The organism is uncultured Aquitalea sp. (assembly GCF_945957525.1).
Classification (GTDB): Bacteria; Pseudomonadota; Gammaproteobacteria; order Burkholderiales; family Chromobacteriaceae; genus Aquitalea.
The window spans coordinates 44,875-67,133 of sequence record NZ_CAMFLA010000016.1 but is presented as its reverse complement, the minus strand read 5'-3'; the positions used below and the strand labels follow the sequence as shown (position 1 = coordinate 67,133).

Genomic DNA, 22,259 nt, shown 5'->3' with positions numbered 1-22,259 from the left:
TTATGGCCTCCAACAAAATGGAAGCATTGGGTTCGGTCCTCGAGCGGGTGCTGGGCGACAAGCTTGTTTCAAGCACGCTGGCTCTCGATGAACTGACCATTGTCTGCAAGGCCGCGGACCTGATCGACGTGGCGACCAAGCTGCGCGATCACGCTGAACTCTCCTTCGAGCAGTGCATTGACGCCTGTGGCGTGGACTACAGCGACTATCGCGACGAAGTCTGGGACGGCCCGCGCTTCGCCGTGGTGTATCACCTGCTGTCCATCAAGCACAACTGGCGCCTGCGCCTGCGTACGTTTGCCGAAGACGACGGATTCCCGGTTGTCGATTCGGTGGTGAACGTATGGAACGCCGTCAACTGGTTCGAGCGCGAAACCTTCGATCTGTTCGGTATCGTATTCCAGGGTCACCCGGACTTGCGTCGCATCCTGACTGATTACGGTTTTGTCGGTCACCCCTTCCGCAAGGACTTCCCGCTATCCGGTCACGTGGAAATGCGCTATGACCCGACCCAGCAGCGCGTCATCTATCAGCCGGTAACCATCGAGCCGCGCGAAATCACGCCGCGCATTATCCGCGAGGAGAACTACGGTGGCTGAGATCCGTAATTACACCCTTAACTTCGGCCCGCAGCACCCGGCAGCGCACGGCGTGCTGCGTCTGGTGCTTGAGCTGGATGGCGAAGTGATCCAGCGCGCCGACCCGCATATCGGTTTGCTGCATCGCGGCACCGAGAAACTGGCTGAAAGTAAGACTTTCATCCAGTCGTTGCCTTACATGGACCGGTTGGATTACGTCTCCATGATGTGCAACGAGCACGCTTACTGCCTGGCCATCGAAAAGATGACCGGGGTTGACGTGCCGATTCGCGCGCAATACATCCGCGTGATGTTTGCCGAAATCACCCGCATCCTGAACCACTTGCTGTGGATCGGCGCACATGCGATCGATATCGGCGCCATGACCATGTTCCTCTATGCTTTCCGCGAACGCGAGGATCTCATGGACTGCTACGAGGCGGTATCTGGGGCTCGCATGCATGCGGCCTACTTCCGTCCGGGCGGCGTCTATCGCGACCTGCCCGACAGCATGCCGCAGTACACCGTTTCCAAGATCAAGAACGCACGCGAGCTGGCTCGCCTCAATGAAGGCCGCCAAGGCTCGTTGCTGGACTTCATTGACGACTTCACCAAGCGCTTCCCGACCTATGTCGACGAGTACGAAACCCTGCTGACCGACAACCGTATCTGGAAACAGCGCACGGTAGGCATCGGCGTGGTGACGCCGGAACGCGCCCTCAATCTGGGTTTCTCCGGCCCCATGTTGCGTGGTTCCGGCATCGAATGGGACTTGCGCAAGAAGCAGCCTTACGATGTTTACGACAAGCTGGACTTCGATATTCCAGTGGGCGTCAACGGCGACAGCTACGACCGCTATCTGGTGCGCGTTGAAGAAATGCGCCAATCCAACCGCATCATCAAGCAATGCGTTGAATGGCTGCGCAAGAACCCCGGCCCGGTCATCACCGAAAACCACAAGGTCGCTCCGCCGTCGCGCGAGGGCATGAAGACCAACATGGAAGAGCTGATTCACCACTTCAAGCTGTTCACCGAAGGCATGCACGTTCCCGAGAGCGAAGCCTATGCCGCGGTTGAGCACCCGAAGGGCGAGTTCGGCATCTATCTGGTGTCCGACGGCGCCAACAAGCCGTACCGACTGAAGATCCGCGCCCCGGGCTTTGCCCACCTCGCCGCGCTGAACGAGATGGCCTGTGGCCATATGATCGCCGACGTCGTCGCCATCATCGGTACTCAGGATATCGTGTTTGGGGAGATCGACCGCTAATGCTATCCGCACAATCCCTGGCTCTGATCGACCGCGAAGTCGCCAAATATCCGGCCGACCAGAAGCGCTCCGCCGTGATGGGCGCACTGCGCATTGCCCTGACCGAACGTCGCGAAACCGGCGCTACGCCGGAAGAGCGCTGCCTTAATACCGAAGTCATCGAATTCGTGGCCAACTATCTGCAAATCGCGCCGGTAGCTGCTTACGAAGTCGCCACCTTCTACAACATGTACGACATGAAGCCGGTGGGCAAGTACAAGATCACGGTCTGTACCAACCTGCCTTGCGCCTTGTCCGGCGGCGTCAATGCCGCTGAATACATCTCCAAAAAGCTGGGTGTCGGCATCGGTGAAACCACCGCTGACGGCATGTATACCCTGCTGGAGGGGGAGTGCATGGGAGCCTGTGGCGATGCGCCCGTCTTGCTGGTGAACAACCACAAGATGTGCAGCTTCATGACGCCCGAAGCAATCGACAAGAAACTGGCGGAGTTGAAATAAATGGCAGTCTTCGTCAATGGTGTGATTTTCGATGGCATCGATACCTCTGCGCCGGACTGCTGGCGACTGGACGCTTACGTAGCCCGCGGCGGCTACCAGGCGTTGCGTCGCATCATCGAGTCCAAAATGCCGCAAGAGGATGTGATTGCCGAAGTGAAAAACTCCGGCTTGCGCGGTCGCGGCGGCGCCGGCTTCCCCACCGGTCTGAAGTGGAGCTTCATGCCCCGCTCCTTCCCCGGCGACAAATACGTGGTGTGCAACACCGACGAGGGTGAACCGGGCACGTTCAAGGACCGCGACATCCTGCGCTTCAATCCCCACTCGCTAATCGAAGGCATGATCATCGCCGGTTACGCCATGGGGACTCGCGCCGGTTACAACTACATCCACGGCGAAATCTTCGCGGAGTACGAGCGTTTCGAGGAAGCGCTGGAAGAGGCTCGCAAGGCCGGCTTCCTGGGCAACAACATCCTCGGCAGCGATTTCTGCTTCGATCTGTTCGCTCACCATGGTTACGGCGCCTACATCTGCGGTGAGGAAACCGCTTTGCTGGAGTCGCTGGAAGGCAAGAAAGGCCAACCGCGCTTCAAGCCGCCGTTCCCGGCCAGCTTCGGCCTGTACGGCAAGCCGACCACCATCAACAACACCGAATCGTTTGCCTCGGTGCCCTTCATCATCCGCGACGGCGCTCAGCCGTTCCTGGAAAAGGGCAAGCCGAACAATGGCGGCACTAAGCTGTTCTCCGTGTCCGGCCATGTGAATCGTCCGGGCAACTACGAAATCCCGCTGGGCACCCCGTTCTCCGAGTTGCTGGAGATGGCGGGCGGCATGCGCGACGGCAAGAAGTTGAAGGCAGTGATTCCGGGTGGTTCTTCCGCCCCCATCCTGCCGGCTGACATCATGATGCAGTGCACGATGGACTATGACAGCATCGCCAAGGCCGGCTCCATGCTGGGTTCTGGCGCGGTGATTGTAATGAACGAGGATGTCTGCATGGTGCGCGCGCTGGAGCGTCTGGCCTACTTCTACCATGAAGAATCCTGCGGGCAGTGCACGCCGTGCCGCGAAGGCACTGGCTGGCTCTATCGCGTGATCCATCGCATCGCCAACGGCGAAGGCCGTCCGGGCGATCTGGAGCTCCTGGATTCGGTTGGCAACAATATGGCCGGCCGTACCATCTGTGCACTGGCAGATGCTGCCGTGTTCCCGGTTCGCAGTTTCACCAAGCACTTCCGCAATGAGTTCGAATACCTCATTGAGCACAAGAAGCCCTTGGTGGACCACAAATGGTGTTGAGCGATGCTTGAAATCGAAATCGACGGTAAAAAACTGACTGTCCCGCAGGGCAGTACCGTGATGGATGCCGCCCATTCCGTAGGCACCTACATCCCTCACTTCTGCTACCACAAGAAGCTGTCCATCGCGGCAAACTGTCGCATGTGTCTCGTGGAAGTGGAAAAAGCGCCCAAGCCGCTGCCGGCTTGCGCCACGCCGGTAACCGACGGCATGAAGGTTCACACGCATTCCGACATGGCCAAGAAGGCTCAGGCGGGTGTGATGGAGTTCCTGCTGATCAACCATCCGCTGGATTGCCCGATCTGCGATCAGGGCGGCGAATGCCAACTGCAGGATCTGGCTGTGGGCTACGGCAAGGGTTCTTCCCGTTACGAGGAAGAAAAGCGCTCCGTAGTCGGCAAGGACATGGGTCCGCTGGTGTCGGCCGAAGAAATGTCGCGTTGCATTCACTGCACCCGCTGCGTTCGCTTCACCGAGGAAATTGGCGGCTTCCAGGAAATCGGCATGGCCAACCGTGGCGAGTTCTCGGAAATCATGCCGTATCTGGGCAAGACCGTTAACTCGGAAATCTCCGGCAATGTGATCGACCTCTGCCCGGTCGGCGCGCTGACCTCCAAGCCTTTCCGCTACAGCACTCGCGCCTGGGAGTTGTCCCGTCGCAAGTCGGTGAGCCCGCACGATGGCCTGGGTTCCAACCTGATCGTTCAGGTCAAGGCCAATGAGGTCATGCGCGTGCTGCCGCTGGAAAACGAAGACATCAACGAATGCTGGATCGCCGACCGCGACCGCTTCTCGTATGAAGGCCTCAACAGCGCCGAGCGTCTGACCCGTCCGCAGATCAAGTACGACGGCAAGTGGCACGAAACCGACTGGGAAACCGCTCTGGCTTACGTGGTCAAGGGCCTGAACGGCGTCTCCGCTGATCACGGCAAGGATGCCATCGGTTTCCTGCTCAGCCCGCACTCCACCACTGAAGAGCTGTATCTGGGACAGAAACTGGCCCGCGCCTTTGGTGTGCATAATATCGACTACCGTCTGCGCCGCAGCGATTTCTCGGCCGACGCCGCCCAGCAGGGCGCGCAATGGTTGGGTTCCAGCATCAATGAGCTGGCTTCGGCCAAGTCCATCCTGGTGGTGGGCAGTACCCAGCGCAAAGAGCAACCGCTCTTGGCCGCGCGCCTGCGCCAGGCCGTGAAGAAGGGCAGCCAGCTGAACCTGGTGCATGTGGCCGACGATGAATTGCTGACTGCTGTGCACGGCAAGCTGATCGTCTCTCCGCTGGCCTTGGTGAATGCGCTGTCGCAAGTGCTGAAAGCTATTGTCGAAAGCAAGTCCGCACAAAGCGCCGTTGATCTTTCCACCGTAAGCGTTGGCGAAGAAGCCCGTCGCATCGCCGCGAGCCTCTGTGAAGCGGAAACCGCTTCCGTGGTACTCGGCAACGTAGCACAGCATCATCCGGCTTTCGGTCAGCTGCTGGCGCTGGCGCAAGACATCGCGGCTCACACCGGCGCGCGTTTCGGTCTATTGGCCGAAGCCGCCAACAGCGTGGGCGCCGAACTGGTTGGCGCCTTGCCGCACCGCGGCGCATTCGGCGCCAAGGTGAGCGCCGGTCTGAACGCCACCGCCATGATCGCTGCGCCGCGCAAGGCCTTTGTGCTGCTGAACACCGAAGTGGAGTTCGACAGTTACAACCCGCAAGCCGCCGTTGCCGCCATGAAGCAGGCTGAAACCGTCATCGCGTTGAGTGCGTACAAGGGTGCCGGTCTGCTGGATTACGCCGATGTGCTGCTGCCTATCGCGCCGTTCTCCGAAACCGCCGGCTCCTTCGTCAACATGGAAGGCAAGCTGCAGCCGTTCAACGGCGTCGTGCGTCCGCTGAACGAAACCCGCCCGGCCTGGAAGGTGCTGCGCGTGCTGGGCAACATGCTTGGTCTGTCCGGCTTCGACTTCAACAGCGCCGAAGAAGTACGCCAGGAACTGTTGGCCGAAGGCGATATCGCCGCCGCTTTGTCCAATAAGGTTGCCGACGTGGCGGTCAACGCCGCTGCGACTGCTGGCCTGGTGCGTATCGGCGAAGTGCCGATGTACCAGTCCGACGCCATCGTCCGTCGCGCCGTTTCCCTGCAGCAAACGCAGGAAGCCGCTGCGCCGGTTGCTTCAGCCAACGCCGCTGTGCTGGCTCGCGCCGGCATCGCGTCCGGCTCCGAAGCGGTGCTGCGTCAGGGCGATGCCAGCGTCAAGGCTATCGTAGTTGCCGACGACAGTCTGCCGGCCGATGTGATCCGTCTCGCGACGGCTCATCCGGCTACGCAAGCACTGGGCGGCATGTTCGATTCCATCGAGATTACACAGGGGTAAGACATGGAGTTCCTGCAAGGCATTCTCGGCAATGAAATCGGGCTCGTCGTCTGGACCCTGCTGAAAATCATTGCCATCGTGGCGCCGATGATGATTGCTGTGGCCTACCTCACCTACGCCGAGCGCAAGGTGATCGGCTACATGCAAATCCGTATCGGCCCCAACCGGGTAGGCCCTCTGGGCCTGCTGCAGCCCTTGGCTGACGGTATCAAACTGTTGATGAAGGAAATCATTCTGCCGGCCGAGTCCAGCAAGGGTCTGTTCCTGCTGGCTCCGGTGCTGGCGATCGGCCCGGCGCTTGCCGCTTGGGCGGTGATTCCCTTCACCGACAAACTGGTGCTGGCCAACATCAACGCCTCGTTGTTGTACATCCTGGCGCTGTCCTCCATCGGCGTTTACGGCATCATCGTGGCCGGTTGGGCGGGCAACTCCAAGTACTCCTTCCTCGGTGCGATGCGCTCGGCGGCTCAGATCGTATCTTACGAACTGGCCATGGGCTTTGCCCTGGTAGGCGTACTAATGGTGTCCAGCAGTCTGAACCTGGTTGACATCGTCAACAGTCAGGCGCAGGGCCGCGCTGGTGGATCCATCTTCTCCTGGAATTGGTTGCCGCTGTTCCCGCTGTTCATCGTCTACCTGATCTCCGGTGTGGCTGAAACCAACCGCGCGCCGTTCGACGTGGCGGAGGGTGAGTCTGAAATCGTGGCCGGTTTCCATGTGGAATACTCCGGCATGGCCTTCGCGGTGTTCTTCCTCGCCGAATACGCCAACATGATTTTGGTGTCGGCGCTGACTTCGCTGCTGTTTTTGGGTGGCTGGCTGTCCCCGTTCCCGGCAAGCTGGGGCCCGCTGGGCGCAGGCGGTTTCTTCTGGCTGGCCGCGAAAATGGCCTTTGTGCTGTTCTGCTTCCTGTGGTTCCGCGCCACCTTCCCGCGCTACCGCTATGACCAGATCATGCGCTTGGGCTGGAAAGTGTTCATCCCGGTAACCCTCGTCTGGATCCTGGTCCTCGGCGCGTGGATGATGACTCCGCTGTCGCTGTGGAAGTGAGGGGAGAGAGAAAGAACATGGATACGATTCGCAATTTCTTCAAGACCTTCCTGCTGGTGGAGCTGGTCAAGGGCCTGATGCTCACCGGGCGTTATTTCTTCGCCCGCAAGATCACGGTCCAGTTCCCGGAAGAGAAGACGCCGCTGTCTCCGCGCTTCCGCGGCCTGCACGCCCAGCGTCGTTACGCCAACGGCGAAGAGCGCTGCATCGCCTGTAAGCTGTGCGAGGCCGTTTGCCCCGCCATGGCCATCTCGATCGAGTCGGAACAGCGCGAAGACGGCACCCGCCGCACCTCGCGCTACGACATCGACCTCACCAAGTGCATCTTCTGCGGTTTCTGTGAAGAAGCCTGCCCGGTGGACGCCATCGTCGAGACCCACATCTTTGAATACCACGGTGAAAAGCGTGGCGACCTCTACTACACCAAGCCGATGCTGTTGGCGGTGGGTGACAAGTACGAGGCCGAGATCGCAGCCCGCAAGGCCGCGGACGCCAAGTATCGCTAAGGGGCCCTCATGGACATTACGACCGTAATTTTTTACATCCTGTCCGCCGTGCTGCTGTTTGCGGCTGTACGGGTGGTGACGGCCAAGAACCCGGTACACGCCGTGCTGTATCTGGTGTTGGCTTTCTTCACCAGCGCGGGCCACTGGCTGTTGCTGCAGTCCGAGTTCCTCGCCATCACGCTAGTACTCGTGTACGTGGGCGCAGTGATGGTGCTGTTCTTGTTCGTGGTGATGATGCTGGACATCAACGTGGAAAAGCTGCGCGAGGGGTTCTGGCGCAATCTTCCCGTCGCCGCGACCGTGGCGCTGATCATGGCTTTCGAGATGGTGCTGATCCTGACCAACCAGCATACCGGCTTGGGCGAATTCAAGGCCGCCGCGCCGCTGGCGGCCGACGCCAGCAACGTGAAGGTGCTGGGTCGCCTGCTGTACACCACTTATTTGCTGCCGTTTGAACTGGCGGCGGTAGTGTTGCTGTTGGCGATGGTGGCCGCGATCGGCCTGACCATGCGCAGCCGCAAGGACACCAAGGTGGTGGACCCGGCCGATCAGGTCAAGATCCGTCGCAACGACCGCGTTCGCATCGTAAAGATGCAGGCGGAAAAGAACGTGGAAGCGGCCGACGCGGCCGAATCCGGTGAGCAACAGGCCTGACGGCCGAACAACATAAGGGAGGAACCGTGCTGACACTGACTCACTTCCTGGTGCTGGCCGCTATCCTGTTTGCCATCAGCGTGCTGGGCATCTTCCTCAACCGGAAGAACCTGATCGTACTGTTGATGGCCATCGAGCTGATGCTGCTGGCAGTGAATTTCAACTTCATTGCCTTCTCGCATTACCTGTCGGATACCGCAGGCCAGATTTTCGTCTTCTTCATCCTGACCGTGGCGGCCGCCGAATCGGCGATCGGCCTCGCGATCCTGGTGGTGCTGTTCCGCAATTTGCGCACCATCAATGTTGAAGACTTGGGCAGCCTCAAAGGCTAAGGCAAACCGGATACCAAACTGCAAAGCACACAAGCATGGATATGAAAAGCTTATACCTGCTGATTGCGCTCTCACCGCTGGTGGGATCCATCATCGCAGGCTTGTTTGGATGGGCGATCGGCCGCCGCGCTTCCCACGTCGTGACCATTCTCGGCGTGGGCGTATCGGCTGCCCTGTCCCTCAAGGTACTTTATGCCTTCCTTACCGGGCAGGCAGAAGTTTTCAATGCGCCGGTCTACACCTGGCTGACTGTGGGGGGCTATGAGTTCTCCGTAGGCTTCCTGGTAGATTCGCTGACCGCGATGATGCTGGTGGTCGTGACCTTCGTGTCGCTGATGGTGCATATCTACACCATCGGCTACATGCAGGAAGACCCGGGTTATCAACGCTTCTTCAGCTACATCTCGCTGTTTACCTTCTCGATGCTGATGCTGGTGATGAGCAACAACTTCATCCAGCTCTTCTTCGGTTGGGAAGCGGTGGGCTTGGTGTCCTATCTGCTGATCGGCTTCTGGTTCAAGCGCCCGACCGCCATCTTCGCCAACCTGAAGGCCTTTCTGGTCAACCGCGTGGGTGACTTCGGCTTCCTGTTGGGCATCGGCATGGTGCTGGCCTACTTCGGCGGTTCGCTGAACTACAGCGATGTGTTCGCAGCCGCTCCGGCGCTGGCGCACAAGACCGTGCAGATCATCCCCGGCGTTGAGTGGTCTCTGTTGTCGGTCACTTGCATCCTGCTGTTCATCGGCGCGATGGGTAAGTCGGCTCAGTTCCCGCTGCACGTCTGGCTGCCGGACTCCATGGAAGGCCCGACCCCGATCTCCGCGCTGATCCACGCCGCCACCATGGTGACGGCCGGCATCTTCATGGTGTCGCGCATGAGCCCGCTGTACGAGCTGTCCGACACCGCGCTGAACGTGGTGATGGTGGCTGGTTCCATCACGGCGCTGTTCATGGGCTTCCTCGGCATCGTGCAAAACGACATCAAGCGGGTGGTGGCTTACTCTACCCTGTCGCAGCTGGGTTACATGACGGTAGCGCTGGGCGCTTCGGCCTACTCCGTGGCCATGTTCCACGTGATGACGCACGCCTTCTTCAAGGCGCTGCTGTTCCTTGCCGCCGGCTCTGTGATCATCGGCATGCACCATGACCAGGATATGCGCAATATGGGCGGTCTGCGCAAGTACATGCCCATCACCTGGCTGACCTCGCTGCTGGGCTCGCTGGCGCTGATCGGCACGCCGTTCTTCTCCGGCTTCTACTCCAAGGACTCGATCATTGAAGTGGTGCAGGTCTCGCATCTGCCGGCAGCCGGTTTTGCCTACTTCGCAGTCATCGCTGGTGTGTTTGTGACCGCCTTCTACTCTTTCCGCATGTACTTCCTGGTTTTCCATGGCAAGGAACGCTGGATGGAGAAGAAGGATGATCATCACGATCATGGTCATGACGATCACGACCATCATCACGGTCTGGGCCCGAACGACAAGCCGCATGAAAGTCCGTGGGTGGTTACCTTCCCGTTGCTGATGCTGGCTATTCCGTCGGTGCTGGTGGGCTTCTTCGCCATCGAACCGCTGTTGTATGGCCATTTCTTTGACGGCGTCATTTCCGTTAACGCGGAACTGCATCCGGGCATGGAAGAATTGAAGCATGAGTTCCACGGCGCCGTCGCCATGGGCCTGCACTCCTTTACCAGCCTGCCGTTCATTCTGGCGTTGGCCGGTGTGGTGACGGCCTGGTTCTTCTACATGAAGGCCCCGCAGATTCCCGCGGCCATCAAGAAGAACTTTAGTGCGGTCAACACCGTGCTGGAAAACAAGTACTACATGGACGATCTCTATTTCAACGTGTTCGCCAAGGGCTCCCGCGCGCTGGGCACCTTCTTCTGGAAGGTGGGCGATATGCTGTTGATTGATGGTCTGGTGGTGAACGGCACGGCCAAGCTGGTTGGCGCCGTCTCCAAGGTGGTGCGCAAGCTGCAGACCGGCTTCATCTACAGTTACGCCACGACGATGATCATCGGTGTGCTGGGGCTGATGTCGCTCTGGTTCTGGCAGATCATCGCCCGCTAAGGTCCAGAACTCTGGAATCGGAATAACAACTTAGGTTTTGACTATGTTCACTAATCAGTTAAGTCTGGTGATCTGGACCCCGATCGTGGCCGGCTTGCTGGTGCTGGCCACGGGGGGAGACCAGCGTGCCACATTGGCTCGCTGGATCGCCGTGGCGGGTGCGCTGGCCGGATTCCTGCTGTCCGTGCCCTTGTATTGCGGCTTCGACAATCTGAACGGCGGCATGCAGTTTGCCGAAAACCTGCCGTGGATCGACTCCTTCGGCATTCGCTACAGCCTGGGCGTGGATGGCATCTCCATGCTGTTCGTAATCCTCAACAGCTTCACCACGCTGATGGTGGTGCTGGCGGGCTGGGAAGTAATTCAGAAGCGCGTTGCTCAGTACATGGCCGCCTTCCTGATCATGTCGGGGCTGATCAACGGTGCGTTTGCCGCGCTGGACGCCATCCTGTTCTATGTCTTCTTCGAAGGCATGCTGATCCCGATGTACCTGATCATCGGTGTCTGGGGGGGGCCGCGCCGCGTTTACGCTTCGATCAAGTTCTTCCTGTACACCCTGCTGGGCTCGTTGTTGATGCTGGTTGCGCTGATCTACCTGTATTTCCAGGCAGGCAAGACCTTTGACATCCAGGCGTTCCAGGCGATCGCCAAGATCCCGCTGCACGTGCAGATCCTGCTGTTCATCGCCTTCTTCCTGTCCTTCGCGGTGAAGGTGCCGATGTGGCCGGTACACACCTGGTTGCCTGACGCTCACGTGGAAGCGCCGACCGGTGGTTCCATGGTGCTGGCCGCCATCACGCTGAAGATCGGCGCCTACGGTTTCCTGCGATTCGCGCTGCCCATCCTGCCGGACGCGGCCCGCGAGCTGTCCACCATCATGGTGGTGCTGTCGCTGGTGGCCGTGGTGTACATTGGTCTGGTGGCGCTGGTGCAAAGCGACATGAAGAAACTGGTGGCTTACTCCTCCATTTCTCACATGGGTTTCGTCACGCTGGGTCTGTTCATGTTCACGGGTTCGCATCTGAACCAGTGGGCGGTAGAAGGCGCGCTGGTGCAAATGGTGTCGCACGGCTTTGTTTCCGCCGGCATGTTCTTCTGCATTGGTGTGATGTACGACCGTGTGCACAGCCGCAACATCGCCGACTACGGCGGCGTGGCCAACAAGATGCCCATCTTTGCCGCCTTCATGATGCTGTTCGCCATGGCCAACTCCGGTCTGCCGGCCACGTCCGGCTTTGCCGGCGAGTTCATGGTGATCATGGGCGCCGTGCAAGTGAACTTCTGGTACGCGGCATTGGCCGCCACCACGCTGATCTTCGGCGCCGCCTACACCCTGTGGATGTACAAGCGCGTGATCTTCGGCGAAGTTGCCAACTCGCATGTTGAGGAAATGTCCGACGTCAATAAGCGCGAATTCCTAGTGCTGGCTGTGCTGGCCCTGGCTGTGCTGGGCATGGGTCTCTACCCGCAGGCTTTCGTTGCCAAGATGCACTTGGCTGTCAATGACCTGATTGCGCATGTTGCGCAGACCAAGCTCTAAGGCGATAAGGAAATATCAATGAACTGGGCTGATCTGAACCTGATGCCTGCCTTGCCGGAGATCTTCATGATCGCGGCGGTGCTGGTCATCCTCATGCTCGATCTCTTCATTTCGGACGCCAAGCGGTGTATCACCTACGGGCTGACTTTGCTGACCATCGCCATTTGTGCCGGTCTGCAGGTTTACACTTACGCGCCGGTGCCGGAGCACACTTTCTCCGGCATGTTCGTCAATGACGCGTTGTCCGCGCTGATCAAACTGTGCATGTACGGCGCTACCGCCGTCGTGCTGGTTTATACCCGCCAGTACAACGAGACACGCGGCCTGTTCCGCGGCGAATTCTTCACCATGTCCCTGTTCGCGCTGCTCGGCATGAACATGATGGTGTCGGCTTCGCACTTCGTCTCCCTGTACATGGGTCTTGAGCTGCTGTCCCTGTCGCTGTATTCGCTGATCGCGCTGCAGCGCGACTCGGTGAAGGCGACCGAAGCTGCCATGAAGTACTTCGTACTGGGCGCGCTGGCATCCGGTCTGCTGCTCTACGGCATTTCGATGATCTATGGCGCTACCGGCACCATGGAGCTGGCTGGCGTGGCCAAGGCTATCAAGTCGCACAATGCCAACGGCATGCTGCTGGTGTTCGGTCTGGTGTTCATCGTGGCGGGTCTGTGCTTCAAGCTGGGTACGGTGCCGTTCCACATGTGGGTGCCTGACGTTTACCAAGGCTCGCCGACTGCCGTCACGCTGATGGTGGGCGCTGCGCCCAAGCTGGCTGCTTTCGTCTTTGTACTGCGTATTCTGGTGCAAGGCCTGGATGCCATGGTTGATCAGTGGCAGGGCATGCTGGCGCTGGTGGCGGTACTGTCGATGGCCATCGGCAACGTCACGGCTATCGCGCAGACCAACCTCAAGCGCATGCTGGCTTACTCCACCATCTCCCACATGGGCTTCCTGCTGCTGGGTCTGATTGCAGGCACTGCCGACGGCTATGCGTCCGCGCTGTTCTACGCCATTGTTTATGTCCTGATGTCCATGGTGAGCTTCGGCATTCTGCTGGGTCTGTCCCGCGCAGGCTTCGAATGCGAAACCCTGGATGATCTGAAGGGTCTGAACGGTCGCAACAGCTGGTACGCCTTCCTGATGCTGCTCACCATGTTCTCCATGGCAGGCATTCCGCCGCTGGCAGGTTTCTATGCCAAGCTGTCGGTAATCAAGGCCATTGTGGATATCCATCTGTACTGGTTGGCTATCGTGGCGGTGATGATGTCGCTGATTGGTGCCTTCTACTACCTGCGTGTAGTGAAGAACATTTACTTTGACGATGCGCAGGATAGCTCCGCAATCGTGATGCGCGCCGACATGAAGCTGGTGTTGTCCGTCAATGGGCTGGCTTTGCTGGTGCTGGGTGTGATGCCGGAACGTCTGGTTGTGTTGTGCGTCGAAGCGATGAAACATTCGCTTAGCGCCATCTGACAAGGAAATTCACATGCAAGCCAGTGTCGTCACTCTGCTTCTGGTCGCTTTTCTGGCCGCCAACCTGCCTTTCATCACTACTCGATTTGCCGGGGTGGTGAAGCTGGCGCGCAAGCATTTCGGTTGGCAGCTGCTGGAGCTGGCGGCGCTGTTTTTGCTGGTTGGTCTGTTCGCACGCTTTCTGGAAGGGCGCGAGATGCCGGTGCAAAGTCAGAACTGGCAGTTCTATGTCACTACGGTGGCCTTGTTTCTGGTTTTCGGTTTTCCCGGTTTCGTTTATCGATACTTCTGGCGTAAACCGGCCCACTGACGCCAACTTGTGAATCGTCTGTGAAAGCGCTGCCTCGGCAGCGCTTTTTTGCATTCCGGGATCTGGCACCTACATGCTCGTCACACCGTCTTCTCTACAAGGCTGGCAATGCCCTTGATAAGGATTGAGGCACGTTCGTCGGGCATTCTGTTGCCGGACAACGATATGGTCGGCAGGCATAGACAGGCAGTGCTTGCTGCGACTCTGATGAGGGGGTGTCATCGTGAATCATTCCGTGTTGGCGATTCACTGCCGCTGCGGGGGCGCGGTAGCATCAGTCTGTCTGTTGACAGCGAAATGCCGGAAGGAATCATGCTCTGCGCTTGCAAGGCATGGCGAGACGTTTTGCTCTGGCAAAATCAAAAAGCCCGCATAGCGGGCTGTTGGACCGGGGCAAGGCACGCGGAAGCGCGTGGGAGGATGCTCAGTAGACGCGGGGCTCGCCTTCCGGGCGGGTTTTGAAGCGCTTGTGCAGCCAGAAATACTGTTCGGGGATTTCCCGGATGCGATCCTCAAGAAAGGCGTTCATTCTGCGCGTGTCGGCAACAACGTCGGCCGAAGGGAAGTTTTCCCAAGCGGGATAGAATTCCAGCTCGAACCGGTTGCCCACCCGGCGGGCGATGGTGGGCACGACGCGGGCCTTGGCCAACTGGCTGATGCGGGACAAGCCGGTAATGGTGGCGGCCTCGGTATTGAAGAATTTGACGAAGACCGAGTCGCGGGCGCCGAAATCCTGATCCGGCAGATAAAGAAAGGGCGTGTGGTCCTTGCGCATCGCTTTGACGATAGGGCGCAAGCCGTCTTTGCGCGGCACAATGAACGCATTGTTGTAACGCTGCCGGCCTTTGTAGATCTGTTCGTCCAGCGTGTCATTCTTCTGCTGTGAATACACGCTAACCAGCGGCAAATGCTGGTTCAGGGCAAAGACGCACATTTCAAAGCCGACAAAGTGCGGGTAGAACAAGATGATGTCCTCGCCCTTGGCGCGCAGTTCTTCAACAATGTGCAGGTTCTTGATGGTGACCAAGTTGTCGATGCGCCTGGCGTCGCTCCACCAGCACACGCCGTACTCCAGCACCATGCGGATCATGTAGGCGAAGTGGGCCTTCAGCAAGCGGCGCTTCTCGGTATCGGACATCTCCGGGAAGCACAAGCCGAGGTTGATCATGCCGACGCGGCGGCGTTCACCGGCCAACAGATAGGCAAGCCGGCCCAGCAAAGTGGCCAGCAGGCCGATGACCGACATCGGCAGCAGTCGTAGCAGCCAAAGTAGGGCGAATGCGAATCTCATGCGTTTCCTTCGGTAGCCGCCGGGCGTTCCACGTCGGGCGGGCACTTGTAGCGGTTGTAGCTCCACAGGTATTGGCTGGGGAAGCGGCGGATCAGGTTTTCCACGGTGCGATTGAGCAGGGCGACATCGCCCTCCTTGTCGCCGGAGAAGGGCTCATCCATTTTCTCGATGTGCACGGCAAAGCCCTGGCCCTTCGGCAAACGTTCGCCGACGAAAAACAGCACCTCCACACCGCGCACCTGCGCCAGGCGCGGCACCAGTGTCATGGTGTAGGCGGCCTGGCCAAAGAAAGGGGCCCAGACGCCTTCTCCATTGGCCGGCACCTGATCGGGCAGAATGATGGTGGCTTCCCCGCTTTTCAGCGCCTTCATCAATACCCGCACGCCAGCGGCGGTTGCCGGCGCGGTTCGACCCTTGCCGCGCGCGCGTCCGGATTGCATTACCGGCTCCAGCCAGGCGAGCTTGGGCGGGCGATACATCGCGGTCAGCGGGAAAGGCAGGCGAGAGCTGATGTAGCGGCCGGCGATGTCGTAGCTGCCCAAGTGGGGGGTGACAAACACAATGCCGTCGCCGCGCGCCAGCGCCGCTTCGACATGTTCCCAGCCATGACAGGCTTTCACCATGGCGGCGATGTCTTCCGGCTCCCTGCACCAGGCTATTGACAACTCCAGTGCGCCTTTGCCGGTTTCCTCGGCGGATTGTTTGACGAGGTCGTGCAAAACCTGATAATTTCCACAGATTTTACTCGCTCCAAGATTTGCCTGCAGCCGCTCAGCGTAACGCGGCGAGGCGAAGTAGGTCAGGCGGCCCAGCAAAGCCCCCAGGCGTTGAAGCCAGGGTAGCGGCAGGCGGGCCAGCGCGGACAGCAGGAGTTGAACCAGCTTGGACATGAATTATCTGTGGTGATCGGTCAAGCGGGCTATTTTATCATCACACTGTTTTGCTTTGATTCGGGAATCAACAACAATGAGCGAATATCTGTTTACTTCGGAGTCGGTTTCGGAAGGCCATCCGGACAAGGTCGCCGACCAGATCTCCGATGCCATCCTCGATGCCATCCTGCGTGAGGACAAATACGCCCGTGTCGCGGCTGAAACGCTGGTGAACACCGGACTGGTGGTGCTGGCGGGTGAAATCACCACCACGGCCAATGTGGACTACATCAAGGTAGCGCGCGACACCATCAAGCGCATTGGCTACGACAATTCCGAACTGGGCTTCGATTACCACGGTTGCGCGGTGATGGCCTGCTACGACAAGCAGTCTCCCGACATCGCCCAAGGCGTCAACGAAGGCGAAGGCCTTGATCTTGACCAAGGCGCCGGCGACCAGGGCTTGATGTTCGGCTACGCTTGCGACGAAACCCCGACGCTGATGCCGTTCCCGATTTACTACGCTCACCGCTTGGTGCAGCGCCAGGCTGAACTGCGCAAGGATGGCCGCTTGCCGTGGCTGCGCCCGGACGCCAAGAGCCAGATCACCTGCGTCTACGACAGTAAAACCGGTTTGCCGAAGCGCATCGATACTGTGGTGCTCTCCACCCAGCACGCGCCGGAGATCGATCACAAAACGCTGACCGACGCCGTCATCGAAGACATCATCAAGCCGGTGCTGCCGCCAGAAATGCTGACACCAGAAACCAAATATCTGGTCAACCCGACCGGCCGCTTCGTCATCGGCGGCCCAATGGGCGATTGCGGTCTGACCGGCCGTAAGATCATCGTCGACACCTACGGCGGCGCAGCCCCGCATGGCGGTGGTGCCTTCTCCGGCAAGGATCCGACCAAGGTAGACCGTTCCGCCGCCTATGCGGGCCGCTATGTGGCCAAGAATATCGTGGCGGCTGGTCTGGCCCGGCAGTGCCAGATTCAGGTGTCTTACGCCATCGGTGTGGCTGAGCCCACCTCCATTGCAGTGGATACCTTCGGCACTAACGCCATTCCCAACGAAAAGATTGTCGAGTTGGTGAAAAAGCATTTCGATCTGCGTCCGAAAGGCATCGTGCAAATGCTGGACCTGCTGCGCCCAATCTACGGCAAGACCGCCGCCTATGGCCACTTTGGTCGCGAAGAGCCCGAGTTCACCTGGGAGCGCACCGACAAGGTGGCTGCCCTGCGCGCAGACGCCGGCCTCTGATACTCGTCCAGCCATAGCATGCCAAAGCCCCGCCAAAGCGGGGCTTTTTCTTTGCCGGCAGACATGGCGTTGACTTTGTCCTTGTGGCTGGTCTGGTTTGCGATCACTGCGGTGACATGTTTTGGGCTCGGGTGCGCGGGAGCGGAATGGGGGTAGGCTTCGGCCAGGCTTGCAGGGCAGGAGACGCAGTTTGGTGTGCGCGGGCAGTTGCGCCAGGGGGCATGCCGAGCGCAAAAAAATGGGGCACCGAAGTGCCCCAAAGTCCCTTACCACAACAAGAAAACCTTTTTGTCCGGCGTCTTTGCTTACTCGACGCGTTCGCCGTGCAGCACCACGTCCAGACCTTCGCGTTCTTCGTCTTCTGCCACACGCAGACCCAGAACCGCATCAATGATCTTCAGCAGGATGAAGGTGATGATGCCGCAGTAAACCACCGTCACGCCGACGCCCAGCGCCTGGGTGGCGAGGCTGCCTTCCGAGCCGCCGATGCTCTTGACCGCGAATACGCCGGTGAGCAACGCGCCGACAATGCCGCCTACGCCATGCACGCCAAACGCATCCAGAGAGTCGTCGTAGCCCAGCATGTGCTTCAGGCCGGTCGCGCCCCAGAAACATACGACGCCAGCCACCGCGCCGATGATCAGCGCGCCCTTCACATCCACGAAACCTGCAGCCGGGGTGATGGCCACCAGACCCGCGACCGCACCGGAAGCGATACCCAGTACGGACGGCTTTTTCTTGTGGATCCATTCAGCGAAGGTCCATGCCAGGGCGGCAATGCCGGTGGCAACCTGCGTCGTCACCATGGCCATGCCGGCGCGGCCGTCGGCTGCGACTGCCGACCCGGCGTTGAAGCCGAACCAACCCACCCACAGCATGGAGGCACCGATCAGGGTCAGAATCAGGTTGTGCGGGGGCATGGCTTCCTTGCCGAAGCCCACGCGCTTGCCCATCACCAGTGCGGCAACCAGGCCGGCGATACCGGCGTTGATGTGCACCACGGTGCCACCGGCAAAGTCCAGTACGCCCTTGTTGGCCATCCAGCCGCCCGGCGCCCACACCCAGTGGGCCACCGGTACATAGACCAGCAAGGACCACAGCGCGGTAAAGATCAGCAGCGCGGAGAACTTCATGCGTTCCGCGAAGGCGCCGGTAATCAGGGCAGGAGTGATGATGGCGAAAGTCATTTGGAACATCATGAACACCGATTCCGGAATCGTGCCGGCAGACGGGTGCACGGCCAGTTTCTTGGTATCGGCGATGTAATCCATGCCGTTAAGCAGGAAGCGGCCCAGATCACCCAGGTAAGGCGTGCCCACGGTAAAGGCCAGGCTGTAACCGATTACCGCCCACAGTACCGTCACCAGCGCAGTAATGGCGAAGCTCTGCATCAGCGTGGCCAGTACGTTTTTCTTACGCACCATGCCGCCGTAAAAGAGGGCAAGGCCGGGAATGGTCATGAACAGCACCAGCGCCGTGGAAACCAGCATCCAGGCGGTATCCCCCGAGTTGATCACTTTGAAGTCGGCCATGGCCGGACCTGCCGGCGCGTCAGCCAGTACCGGTAGTGCCAGAGCGGCGAGGCCGGTTCCCAATGCAGCAAGTTTCTTCTTCATTGTCTTTATCCCCAGTTGGCTTGATGTCGTGTCAGACAGCGTCGGTGCCGGTTTCTCCGGTCCGGATCCGTACGATCTGTTCAAGGTCGAACACAAAAATCTTGCCGTCGCCGATCTTGCCGGTGCGGGCGGATTTTTCGATGGCTTCCACTACCTGGTCCAACAGGCTGTCATCAATGGCGATCTCCAGCTTGACCTTCGGCAGAAAATCCACCACGTATTCCGCGCCGCGATAGAGCTCGGTATGCCCCTTCTGACGGCCGAAGCCCTTCACTTCAGTGACGGTGATGCCCTGTACGCCGATGGCGGACAGCGCCTCTCTGACTTCATCAAGCTTGAACGGCTTGATAACGGCGGTGACCAGTTTCATGTTCACTCCTTTGCGATGGGTGAGGTGTGGTTTGAGCTGCTGAGTGCACTACTGCATAAAGCGTGCCAGCCTGCATTGAGCGTTGGATTCGGCATTTTCCTGTCCGAATGAGCAGCTTGCCGGCGGAAAATGACAACTGGCACCATGTCGGCGCACGTTAAATCCGGCTACTGCACCGATGTGGTGCGCGGCGCGCTTCTGCCGGGAATGTCCTTTTTTGCTACACTGATTCCGACATTCCCTTTTTGCAGGAGGCGCAGCATGCTCAGCCAGAAATTGTTTGATGAAATCAGTGCCAAGATCAGTGAAACCATCGCCGCAAGCCCAGCGAGGGACATCGAAAAAAATGTCAAAGCCATGATGGCAGCCACATTTTCCAAGATGGATCTGGTTACGCGAGAAGAATTCGACGTGCAACAGGAAGTACTGGTGCGCACTCGTGAAAAACTGAGTGCGCTGGAAGAAAGACTGGCTCGTCTTGAAGCTCTGGCATTACCTGAGGCGAGCACAGCCAAACAGGTGGAGGAGGCTGAGCCGGGCCACTCCTGAAAGGCCCATGTCCCTAGCCGTCATTCATAGTCGGGCCCTGTGCGGTCTGAATGCGCCTGAAGTGGCTGTCGAGGTGCATCTGGCCAACGGCCTGCCGCAATTTACCCTGGTGGGTCTGCCGGATACGGAGGTCAAGGAAAGCCGCGATCGGGTGCGCGCGGCGATCCAGACTTCCGGTTTCGAATTTCCTGCCCGCAAAATCACCGTCAATCTGGCACCGGCCGATTTGCCTAAAGACTCAGGCCGGTTCGACCTGCCCATCGCCATTGGCATTCTTGCCGCCTCCGGCCAGATATCTTGCAGCAGTCTTGATCAATACGACTTTGTCGGCGAACTGGCGTTGGGCGGGGAAGTGCGGCCTGTAAGAGGCGCGCTTGCAATGGCATGCCATGCAGCGCGAGCTGAGCGCCGCTTCATGCTGCCGGCAGGTTGTGCGCACGAAGCGGCGTTGGTGGGCTCGGCGCAAATTCTCCCAGTAGCCAGTTTGTTGGAGGCGGCCGCGCATCTCAATGGCCTGACGGAGATCGCCGTGCTTGAGAGCGAGCTTCAGGTTGTAGTGCGTCACTATCCTGATTTGTCTGAGGTGCGTGGACAGCAGGCTGCGCGCCATGCATTGGAAATCGCCGCCGCAGGCGGACACAGCCTGTTATTGATGGGGCCGCCGGGGACAGGGAAATCCATGCTGGCCAGCAGGCTACCCGGTATATTGCCGCCGATGAGCGATGCCGAAGCCTTGGAGTCGGCAGCCTTGCAATCTTTGGGTTCGCAGGGTTTTCGGATTGATAGCTGGAAAACGCGCCCCTTCCGCTCTCCCCATCACTCTGCGTCGGCTGCCGCGCTGGTGGGGGGCGGAGCGGATCCGAGGCCTGGTGAAATCAGTCTGGCGCATCATGGGGTCTTGTTTCTGGACGAGTTGCCGGAGTTTGATCGGCGGGTGCTGGAAGTGTTGCGCGAACCTTTGGAAAACGGAGAGATCCATATTTCCCGGGCAACCCGGCAGGCTGTTTTTCCGGCCCGCTTCCAACTGATTGCGGCAATGAATCCCTGCCCCTGTGGTTTTCTGGGGCATCCGGCAGGACGATGCCGCTGTACGCCCGAGCAGGTGGCGCGCTATCGCGGCAAGCTCTCTGGCCCGCTGCTGGATCGTATCGACCTGCATTTGCAAGTGCCGTCGTTGACCTCGGAAGAGCTGACTGGCGCCCATCAGGCAGAGTGCAGTGAGGCGGTCCGGGGCCGCGTCATCGCGGCGCGAGAGTCGCAGTTGTCGCGACAAGGCAAGACCAATGCGGCATTGACCAGCGCGGAGCTCGACAGCCATGCCCGCTGCGATGACGATACCACGGCGTTTTTGCGCAGCGCGCTCGACCAGCTTGCCTTGTCTGCTCGCGGCTATCATCGGATACTGCGCGTTGCGCGCACCATTGCCGATCTTGAAAGAGTGGCCAAGGTTGGCCGAAGCCATGTCCTGCAAGCCATTCAATTGCGGCGCGCGAGTTTTCCCGGAACCTAGCTGAAATATATTTTCACCGGGAATTAATAGATAATAAGGTGTTGGACTGAACCGGAGTGGTAGCTGTACATGGCAAATCGTGATGTAAAGAATTCTTCCAGGACTTCCTCCCGCAGCCGCGGCTCGTCCGGCAAGAGCGGAGGCGGCGGTCTGGTGGCCGGCATCCTTATCGGCCTGATTGTCGGCGTAGCGGTGGCAGTGGGTCTTGCCATGTATCTGAACCGCTCGGCGACGCCGTTCTCCAATCTGGAGAAGCTTGATCGCAAGAACGGGCAAGCCTCCGCCCCCTCAACCGAGTTGCTTGAGCCCGGAACTAAAATAGCCGATGTGACGGCTTCTGCACCGGCCGCGCCAGCGGCTAGTGCCACAACTGGCTCGGCCAAGCTTGACGAGCTGCCTCCGGTGCCTCCGCCCATGCCTCCCGAAGCTACGCCGGCCAAGCCAGCCAAGTCCCCTCCTGCGCAGAGCAATGCTGGACAGCAGGCGGGCAAAGATGAGCAGCGCTTCGACTTCTACAAAATTTTGCCAGGACAGGCGGATGCCGTACCCGGCGATGCCAAGCAGGCTGGCAAGGAACCTTCTTCGGCTAACTCTGCCAAAAAGGTCTACTTGCAGCTGGGTGCTTTCCAGAATGAAAACGAGGCCGACAATCTGAAGGCCAAGCTGGCCTTGTTAGGTGTCGAAGCCAAGATCCAGTCGGTCAACGTGCCGGACAAGGGCTTGGTGCACCGCGTCCGCGTTGGCCCGCTCAGCCGTCAGGATGATATCGATCGTGTCAAAGCGCAATTGAAGCAGGATGGCATCAACGCCACCTTGGTGCGCGCAGAGTGACAAGACCAACCCAAACAAGAGGA

21 protein-coding genes are annotated in these 22,259 nt (G+C 59.4%); 17 read left to right on the top strand and 4 right to left on the bottom strand.

Annotated features, from left to right (window positions below; translation table 11 throughout):
• Positions 1-2 precede the first annotated feature (2 nt).
• Genes Q0P52_RS15100 through Q0P52_RS15040 form a run of 13 tightly spaced genes read left to right on the top strand, consistent with a single transcriptional unit; the run spans position 3 to position 13,933 of the window.
• The gene (locus tag Q0P52_RS15100; protein WP_293765567.1) at positions 3-599 is read left to right on the top strand and encodes an NADH-quinone oxidoreductase subunit C; all 597 of its coding nucleotides are present in this window, start codon (positions 3-5) and stop codon (positions 597-599) included.
• Positions 592-1,845, top strand: coding sequence for an NADH-quinone oxidoreductase subunit D (locus Q0P52_RS15095; protein WP_293765568.1), 1,254 nt, complete (start codon positions 592-594; stop codon positions 1,843-1,845). Before Q0P52_RS15100 ends, Q0P52_RS15095 begins: the two co-directional genes overlap by 8 nt.
• On the top strand, positions 1,845-2,345 hold the full coding sequence (gene nuoE, locus Q0P52_RS15090; RefSeq protein WP_293765569.1) for an NADH-quinone oxidoreductase subunit NuoE: 501 nt from the start codon (positions 1,845-1,847) through the stop codon (positions 2,343-2,345). Before Q0P52_RS15095 ends, nuoE begins: the two co-directional genes overlap by 1 nt.
• Positions 2,346-3,641, top strand: coding sequence for an NADH-quinone oxidoreductase subunit NuoF (gene nuoF / locus Q0P52_RS15085; RefSeq protein ID WP_293765570.1), 1,296 nt, complete (start codon positions 2,346-2,348; stop codon positions 3,639-3,641).
• Between the two features lie 3 nt (positions 3,642-3,644).
• Complete coding sequence (gene nuoG, locus Q0P52_RS15080; RefSeq protein WP_293765571.1) at positions 3,645-5,999, top strand: NADH-quinone oxidoreductase subunit NuoG; 2,355 nt, start codon at positions 3,645-3,647, stop codon at positions 5,997-5,999.
• Positions 6,000-6,002: 3 nt separating this feature from the next.
• Positions 6,003-7,049: an NADH-quinone oxidoreductase subunit NuoH gene (gene nuoH / locus Q0P52_RS15075; RefSeq protein WP_293765572.1), complete on the top strand. Its 1,047-nt coding sequence runs from the start codon at positions 6,003-6,005 to the stop codon at positions 7,047-7,049.
• A gap of 26 nt (positions 7,050-7,075) precedes the next feature.
• The gene (nuoI, locus tag Q0P52_RS15070; RefSeq protein WP_293765605.1) at positions 7,076-7,555 is read left to right on the top strand and encodes an NADH-quinone oxidoreductase subunit NuoI; all 480 of its coding nucleotides are present in this window, start codon (positions 7,076-7,078) and stop codon (positions 7,553-7,555) included.
• Between the two features lie 9 nt (positions 7,556-7,564).
• Entirely contained in the window at positions 7,565-8,209 is a 645-nt protein-coding gene (locus Q0P52_RS15065; protein WP_293765573.1) for an NADH-quinone oxidoreductase subunit J, read from the top strand.
• Between the two features lie 26 nt (positions 8,210-8,235).
• Positions 8,236-8,541, top strand: a complete 306-nt coding sequence (gene nuoK / locus Q0P52_RS15060) for an NADH-quinone oxidoreductase subunit NuoK (RefSeq protein WP_293765574.1) — start codon at positions 8,236-8,238, stop codon at positions 8,539-8,541.
• Positions 8,542-8,576: 35 nt separating this feature from the next.
• Complete coding sequence (gene nuoL, locus Q0P52_RS15055; RefSeq protein ID WP_293765575.1) at positions 8,577-10,610, top strand: NADH-quinone oxidoreductase subunit L; 2,034 nt, start codon at positions 8,577-8,579, stop codon at positions 10,608-10,610.
• 43 nt (positions 10,611-10,653) lie between these two features.
• The gene (locus tag Q0P52_RS15050) at positions 10,654-12,150 is read left to right on the top strand and encodes an NADH-quinone oxidoreductase subunit M (RefSeq protein WP_293765576.1); all 1,497 of its coding nucleotides are present in this window, start codon (positions 10,654-10,656) and stop codon (positions 12,148-12,150) included.
• Positions 12,151-12,168: 18 nt separating this feature from the next.
• A complete protein-coding gene (nuoN, locus tag Q0P52_RS15045; RefSeq protein WP_293765577.1) occupies positions 12,169-13,623 on the top strand; it encodes an NADH-quinone oxidoreductase subunit NuoN in 1,455 nt (484 codons plus the stop codon).
• Between the two features lie 13 nt (positions 13,624-13,636).
• Complete coding sequence (locus Q0P52_RS15040; RefSeq protein ID WP_293765578.1) at positions 13,637-13,933, top strand: DUF2818 family protein; 297 nt, start codon at positions 13,637-13,639, stop codon at positions 13,931-13,933.
• Between the two features lie 424 nt (positions 13,934-14,357).
• Here the strand turns inward: Q0P52_RS15040 and Q0P52_RS15035 are convergent, their stop codons facing one another.
• The gene (locus Q0P52_RS15035) at positions 14,358-15,224 is read right to left on the bottom strand and encodes a lipid A biosynthesis lauroyl acyltransferase (RefSeq protein WP_293765579.1); all 867 of its coding nucleotides are present in this window, start codon (positions 15,222-15,224) and stop codon (positions 14,358-14,360) included.
• Positions 15,221-16,114 (bottom strand): lysophospholipid acyltransferase family protein, encoded by an 894-nt coding sequence (locus Q0P52_RS15030; protein WP_293765580.1) that lies wholly within the window; start codon positions 16,112-16,114, stop codon positions 15,221-15,223. The genes Q0P52_RS15035 and Q0P52_RS15030 overlap by 4 nt, the downstream gene beginning before the upstream one ends.
• A 76-nt stretch (positions 16,115-16,190) precedes the next feature.
• On the opposite strand from Q0P52_RS15030, the gene metK reads away from it, so the two are divergent.
• Complete coding sequence (gene metK / locus Q0P52_RS15025) at positions 16,191-17,360, top strand: methionine adenosyltransferase (RefSeq protein WP_293765581.1); 1,170 nt, start codon at positions 16,191-16,193, stop codon at positions 17,358-17,360.
• A 305-nt stretch (positions 17,361-17,665) separates the two neighbouring features.
• Here metK and Q0P52_RS15020 read toward each other — a convergent pair whose 3' ends face one another.
• The gene (locus Q0P52_RS15020; RefSeq protein WP_293765582.1) at positions 17,666-18,976 is read right to left on the bottom strand and encodes an ammonium transporter; all 1,311 of its coding nucleotides are present in this window, start codon (positions 18,974-18,976) and stop codon (positions 17,666-17,668) included.
• A gap of 31 nt (positions 18,977-19,007) precedes the next feature.
• The gene (gene glnK, locus Q0P52_RS15015) at positions 19,008-19,346 is read right to left on the bottom strand and encodes a P-II family nitrogen regulator (RefSeq protein ID WP_045845429.1); all 339 of its coding nucleotides are present in this window, start codon (positions 19,344-19,346) and stop codon (positions 19,008-19,010) included.
• Between the two features lie 261 nt (positions 19,347-19,607).
• Here glnK and Q0P52_RS15010 point away from each other — a divergent pair, with 261 nt between their 5' ends.
• From Q0P52_RS15010 to Q0P52_RS15000, 3 genes are all read left to right on the top strand, one after another.
• The gene (locus tag Q0P52_RS15010; protein WP_293765606.1) at positions 19,608-19,895 is read left to right on the top strand and encodes an accessory factor UbiK family protein; all 288 of its coding nucleotides are present in this window, start codon (positions 19,608-19,610) and stop codon (positions 19,893-19,895) included.
• 7 nt (positions 19,896-19,902) lie between these two features.
• The gene (locus tag Q0P52_RS15005; protein WP_293765607.1) at positions 19,903-21,405 is read left to right on the top strand and encodes a YifB family Mg chelatase-like AAA ATPase; all 1,503 of its coding nucleotides are present in this window, start codon (positions 19,903-19,905) and stop codon (positions 21,403-21,405) included.
• Between the two features lie 153 nt (positions 21,406-21,558).
• On the top strand, positions 21,559-22,236 hold the full coding sequence (locus tag Q0P52_RS15000) for an SPOR domain-containing protein (RefSeq protein WP_293765583.1): 678 nt from the start codon (positions 21,559-21,561) through the stop codon (positions 22,234-22,236).
• The last annotated feature ends 23 nt before the right edge of the window (positions 22,237-22,259 follow it).

Excerpts from the sequence above, each read along its gene's own strand:
- Q0P52_RS15100 (WP_293765567.1), top strand. The coding sequence starts at position 3 with ATGGCCTCCAACAAAATGGAAGCATTGGGTTCGGTCCTCGAGCGGGTG.
- nuoE (WP_293765569.1), top strand. The coding sequence starts at position 1,845 with ATGCTATCCGCACAATCCCTGGCTCTGATCGACCGCGAAGTCGCCAAA.
- nuoF (WP_293765570.1), top strand. The coding sequence starts at position 2,346 with ATGGCAGTCTTCGTCAATGGTGTGATTTTCGATGGCATCGATACCTCT.
- nuoG (WP_293765571.1), top strand. The coding sequence starts at position 3,645 with ATGCTTGAAATCGAAATCGACGGTAAAAAACTGACTGTCCCGCAGGGC.
- nuoH (WP_293765572.1), top strand. The coding sequence starts at position 6,003 with ATGGAGTTCCTGCAAGGCATTCTCGGCAATGAAATCGGGCTCGTCGTC.
- Q0P52_RS15065 (WP_293765573.1), top strand. The coding sequence starts at position 7,565 with ATGGACATTACGACCGTAATTTTTTACATCCTGTCCGCCGTGCTGCTG.
- nuoL (WP_293765575.1), top strand. The coding sequence starts at position 8,577 with ATGGATATGAAAAGCTTATACCTGCTGATTGCGCTCTCACCGCTGGTG.
- Q0P52_RS15050 (WP_293765576.1), top strand. The coding sequence starts at position 10,654 with ATGTTCACTAATCAGTTAAGTCTGGTGATCTGGACCCCGATCGTGGCC.
- nuoN (WP_293765577.1), top strand. The coding sequence starts at position 12,169 with ATGAACTGGGCTGATCTGAACCTGATGCCTGCCTTGCCGGAGATCTTC.
- Q0P52_RS15040 (WP_293765578.1), top strand. The coding sequence starts at position 13,637 with ATGCAAGCCAGTGTCGTCACTCTGCTTCTGGTCGCTTTTCTGGCCGCC.
- Q0P52_RS15035 (WP_293765579.1), bottom strand. The coding sequence starts at position 15,224 with ATGAGATTCGCATTCGCCCTACTTTGGCTGCTACGACTGCTGCCGATG.
- Q0P52_RS15030 (WP_293765580.1), bottom strand. The coding sequence starts at position 16,114 with ATGTCCAAGCTGGTTCAACTCCTGCTGTCCGCGCTGGCCCGCCTGCCG.
- metK (WP_293765581.1), top strand. The coding sequence starts at position 16,191 with ATGAGCGAATATCTGTTTACTTCGGAGTCGGTTTCGGAAGGCCATCCG.
- Q0P52_RS15020 (WP_293765582.1), bottom strand. The coding sequence starts at position 18,976 with ATGAAGAAGAAACTTGCTGCATTGGGAACCGGCCTCGCCGCTCTGGCA.
- glnK (WP_045845429.1), bottom strand. The coding sequence starts at position 19,346 with ATGAAACTGGTCACCGCCGTTATCAAGCCGTTCAAGCTTGATGAAGTC.
- Q0P52_RS15010 (WP_293765606.1), top strand. The coding sequence starts at position 19,608 with ATGCTCAGCCAGAAATTGTTTGATGAAATCAGTGCCAAGATCAGTGAA.
- Q0P52_RS15005 (WP_293765607.1), top strand. The coding sequence starts at position 19,903 with ATGTCCCTAGCCGTCATTCATAGTCGGGCCCTGTGCGGTCTGAATGCG.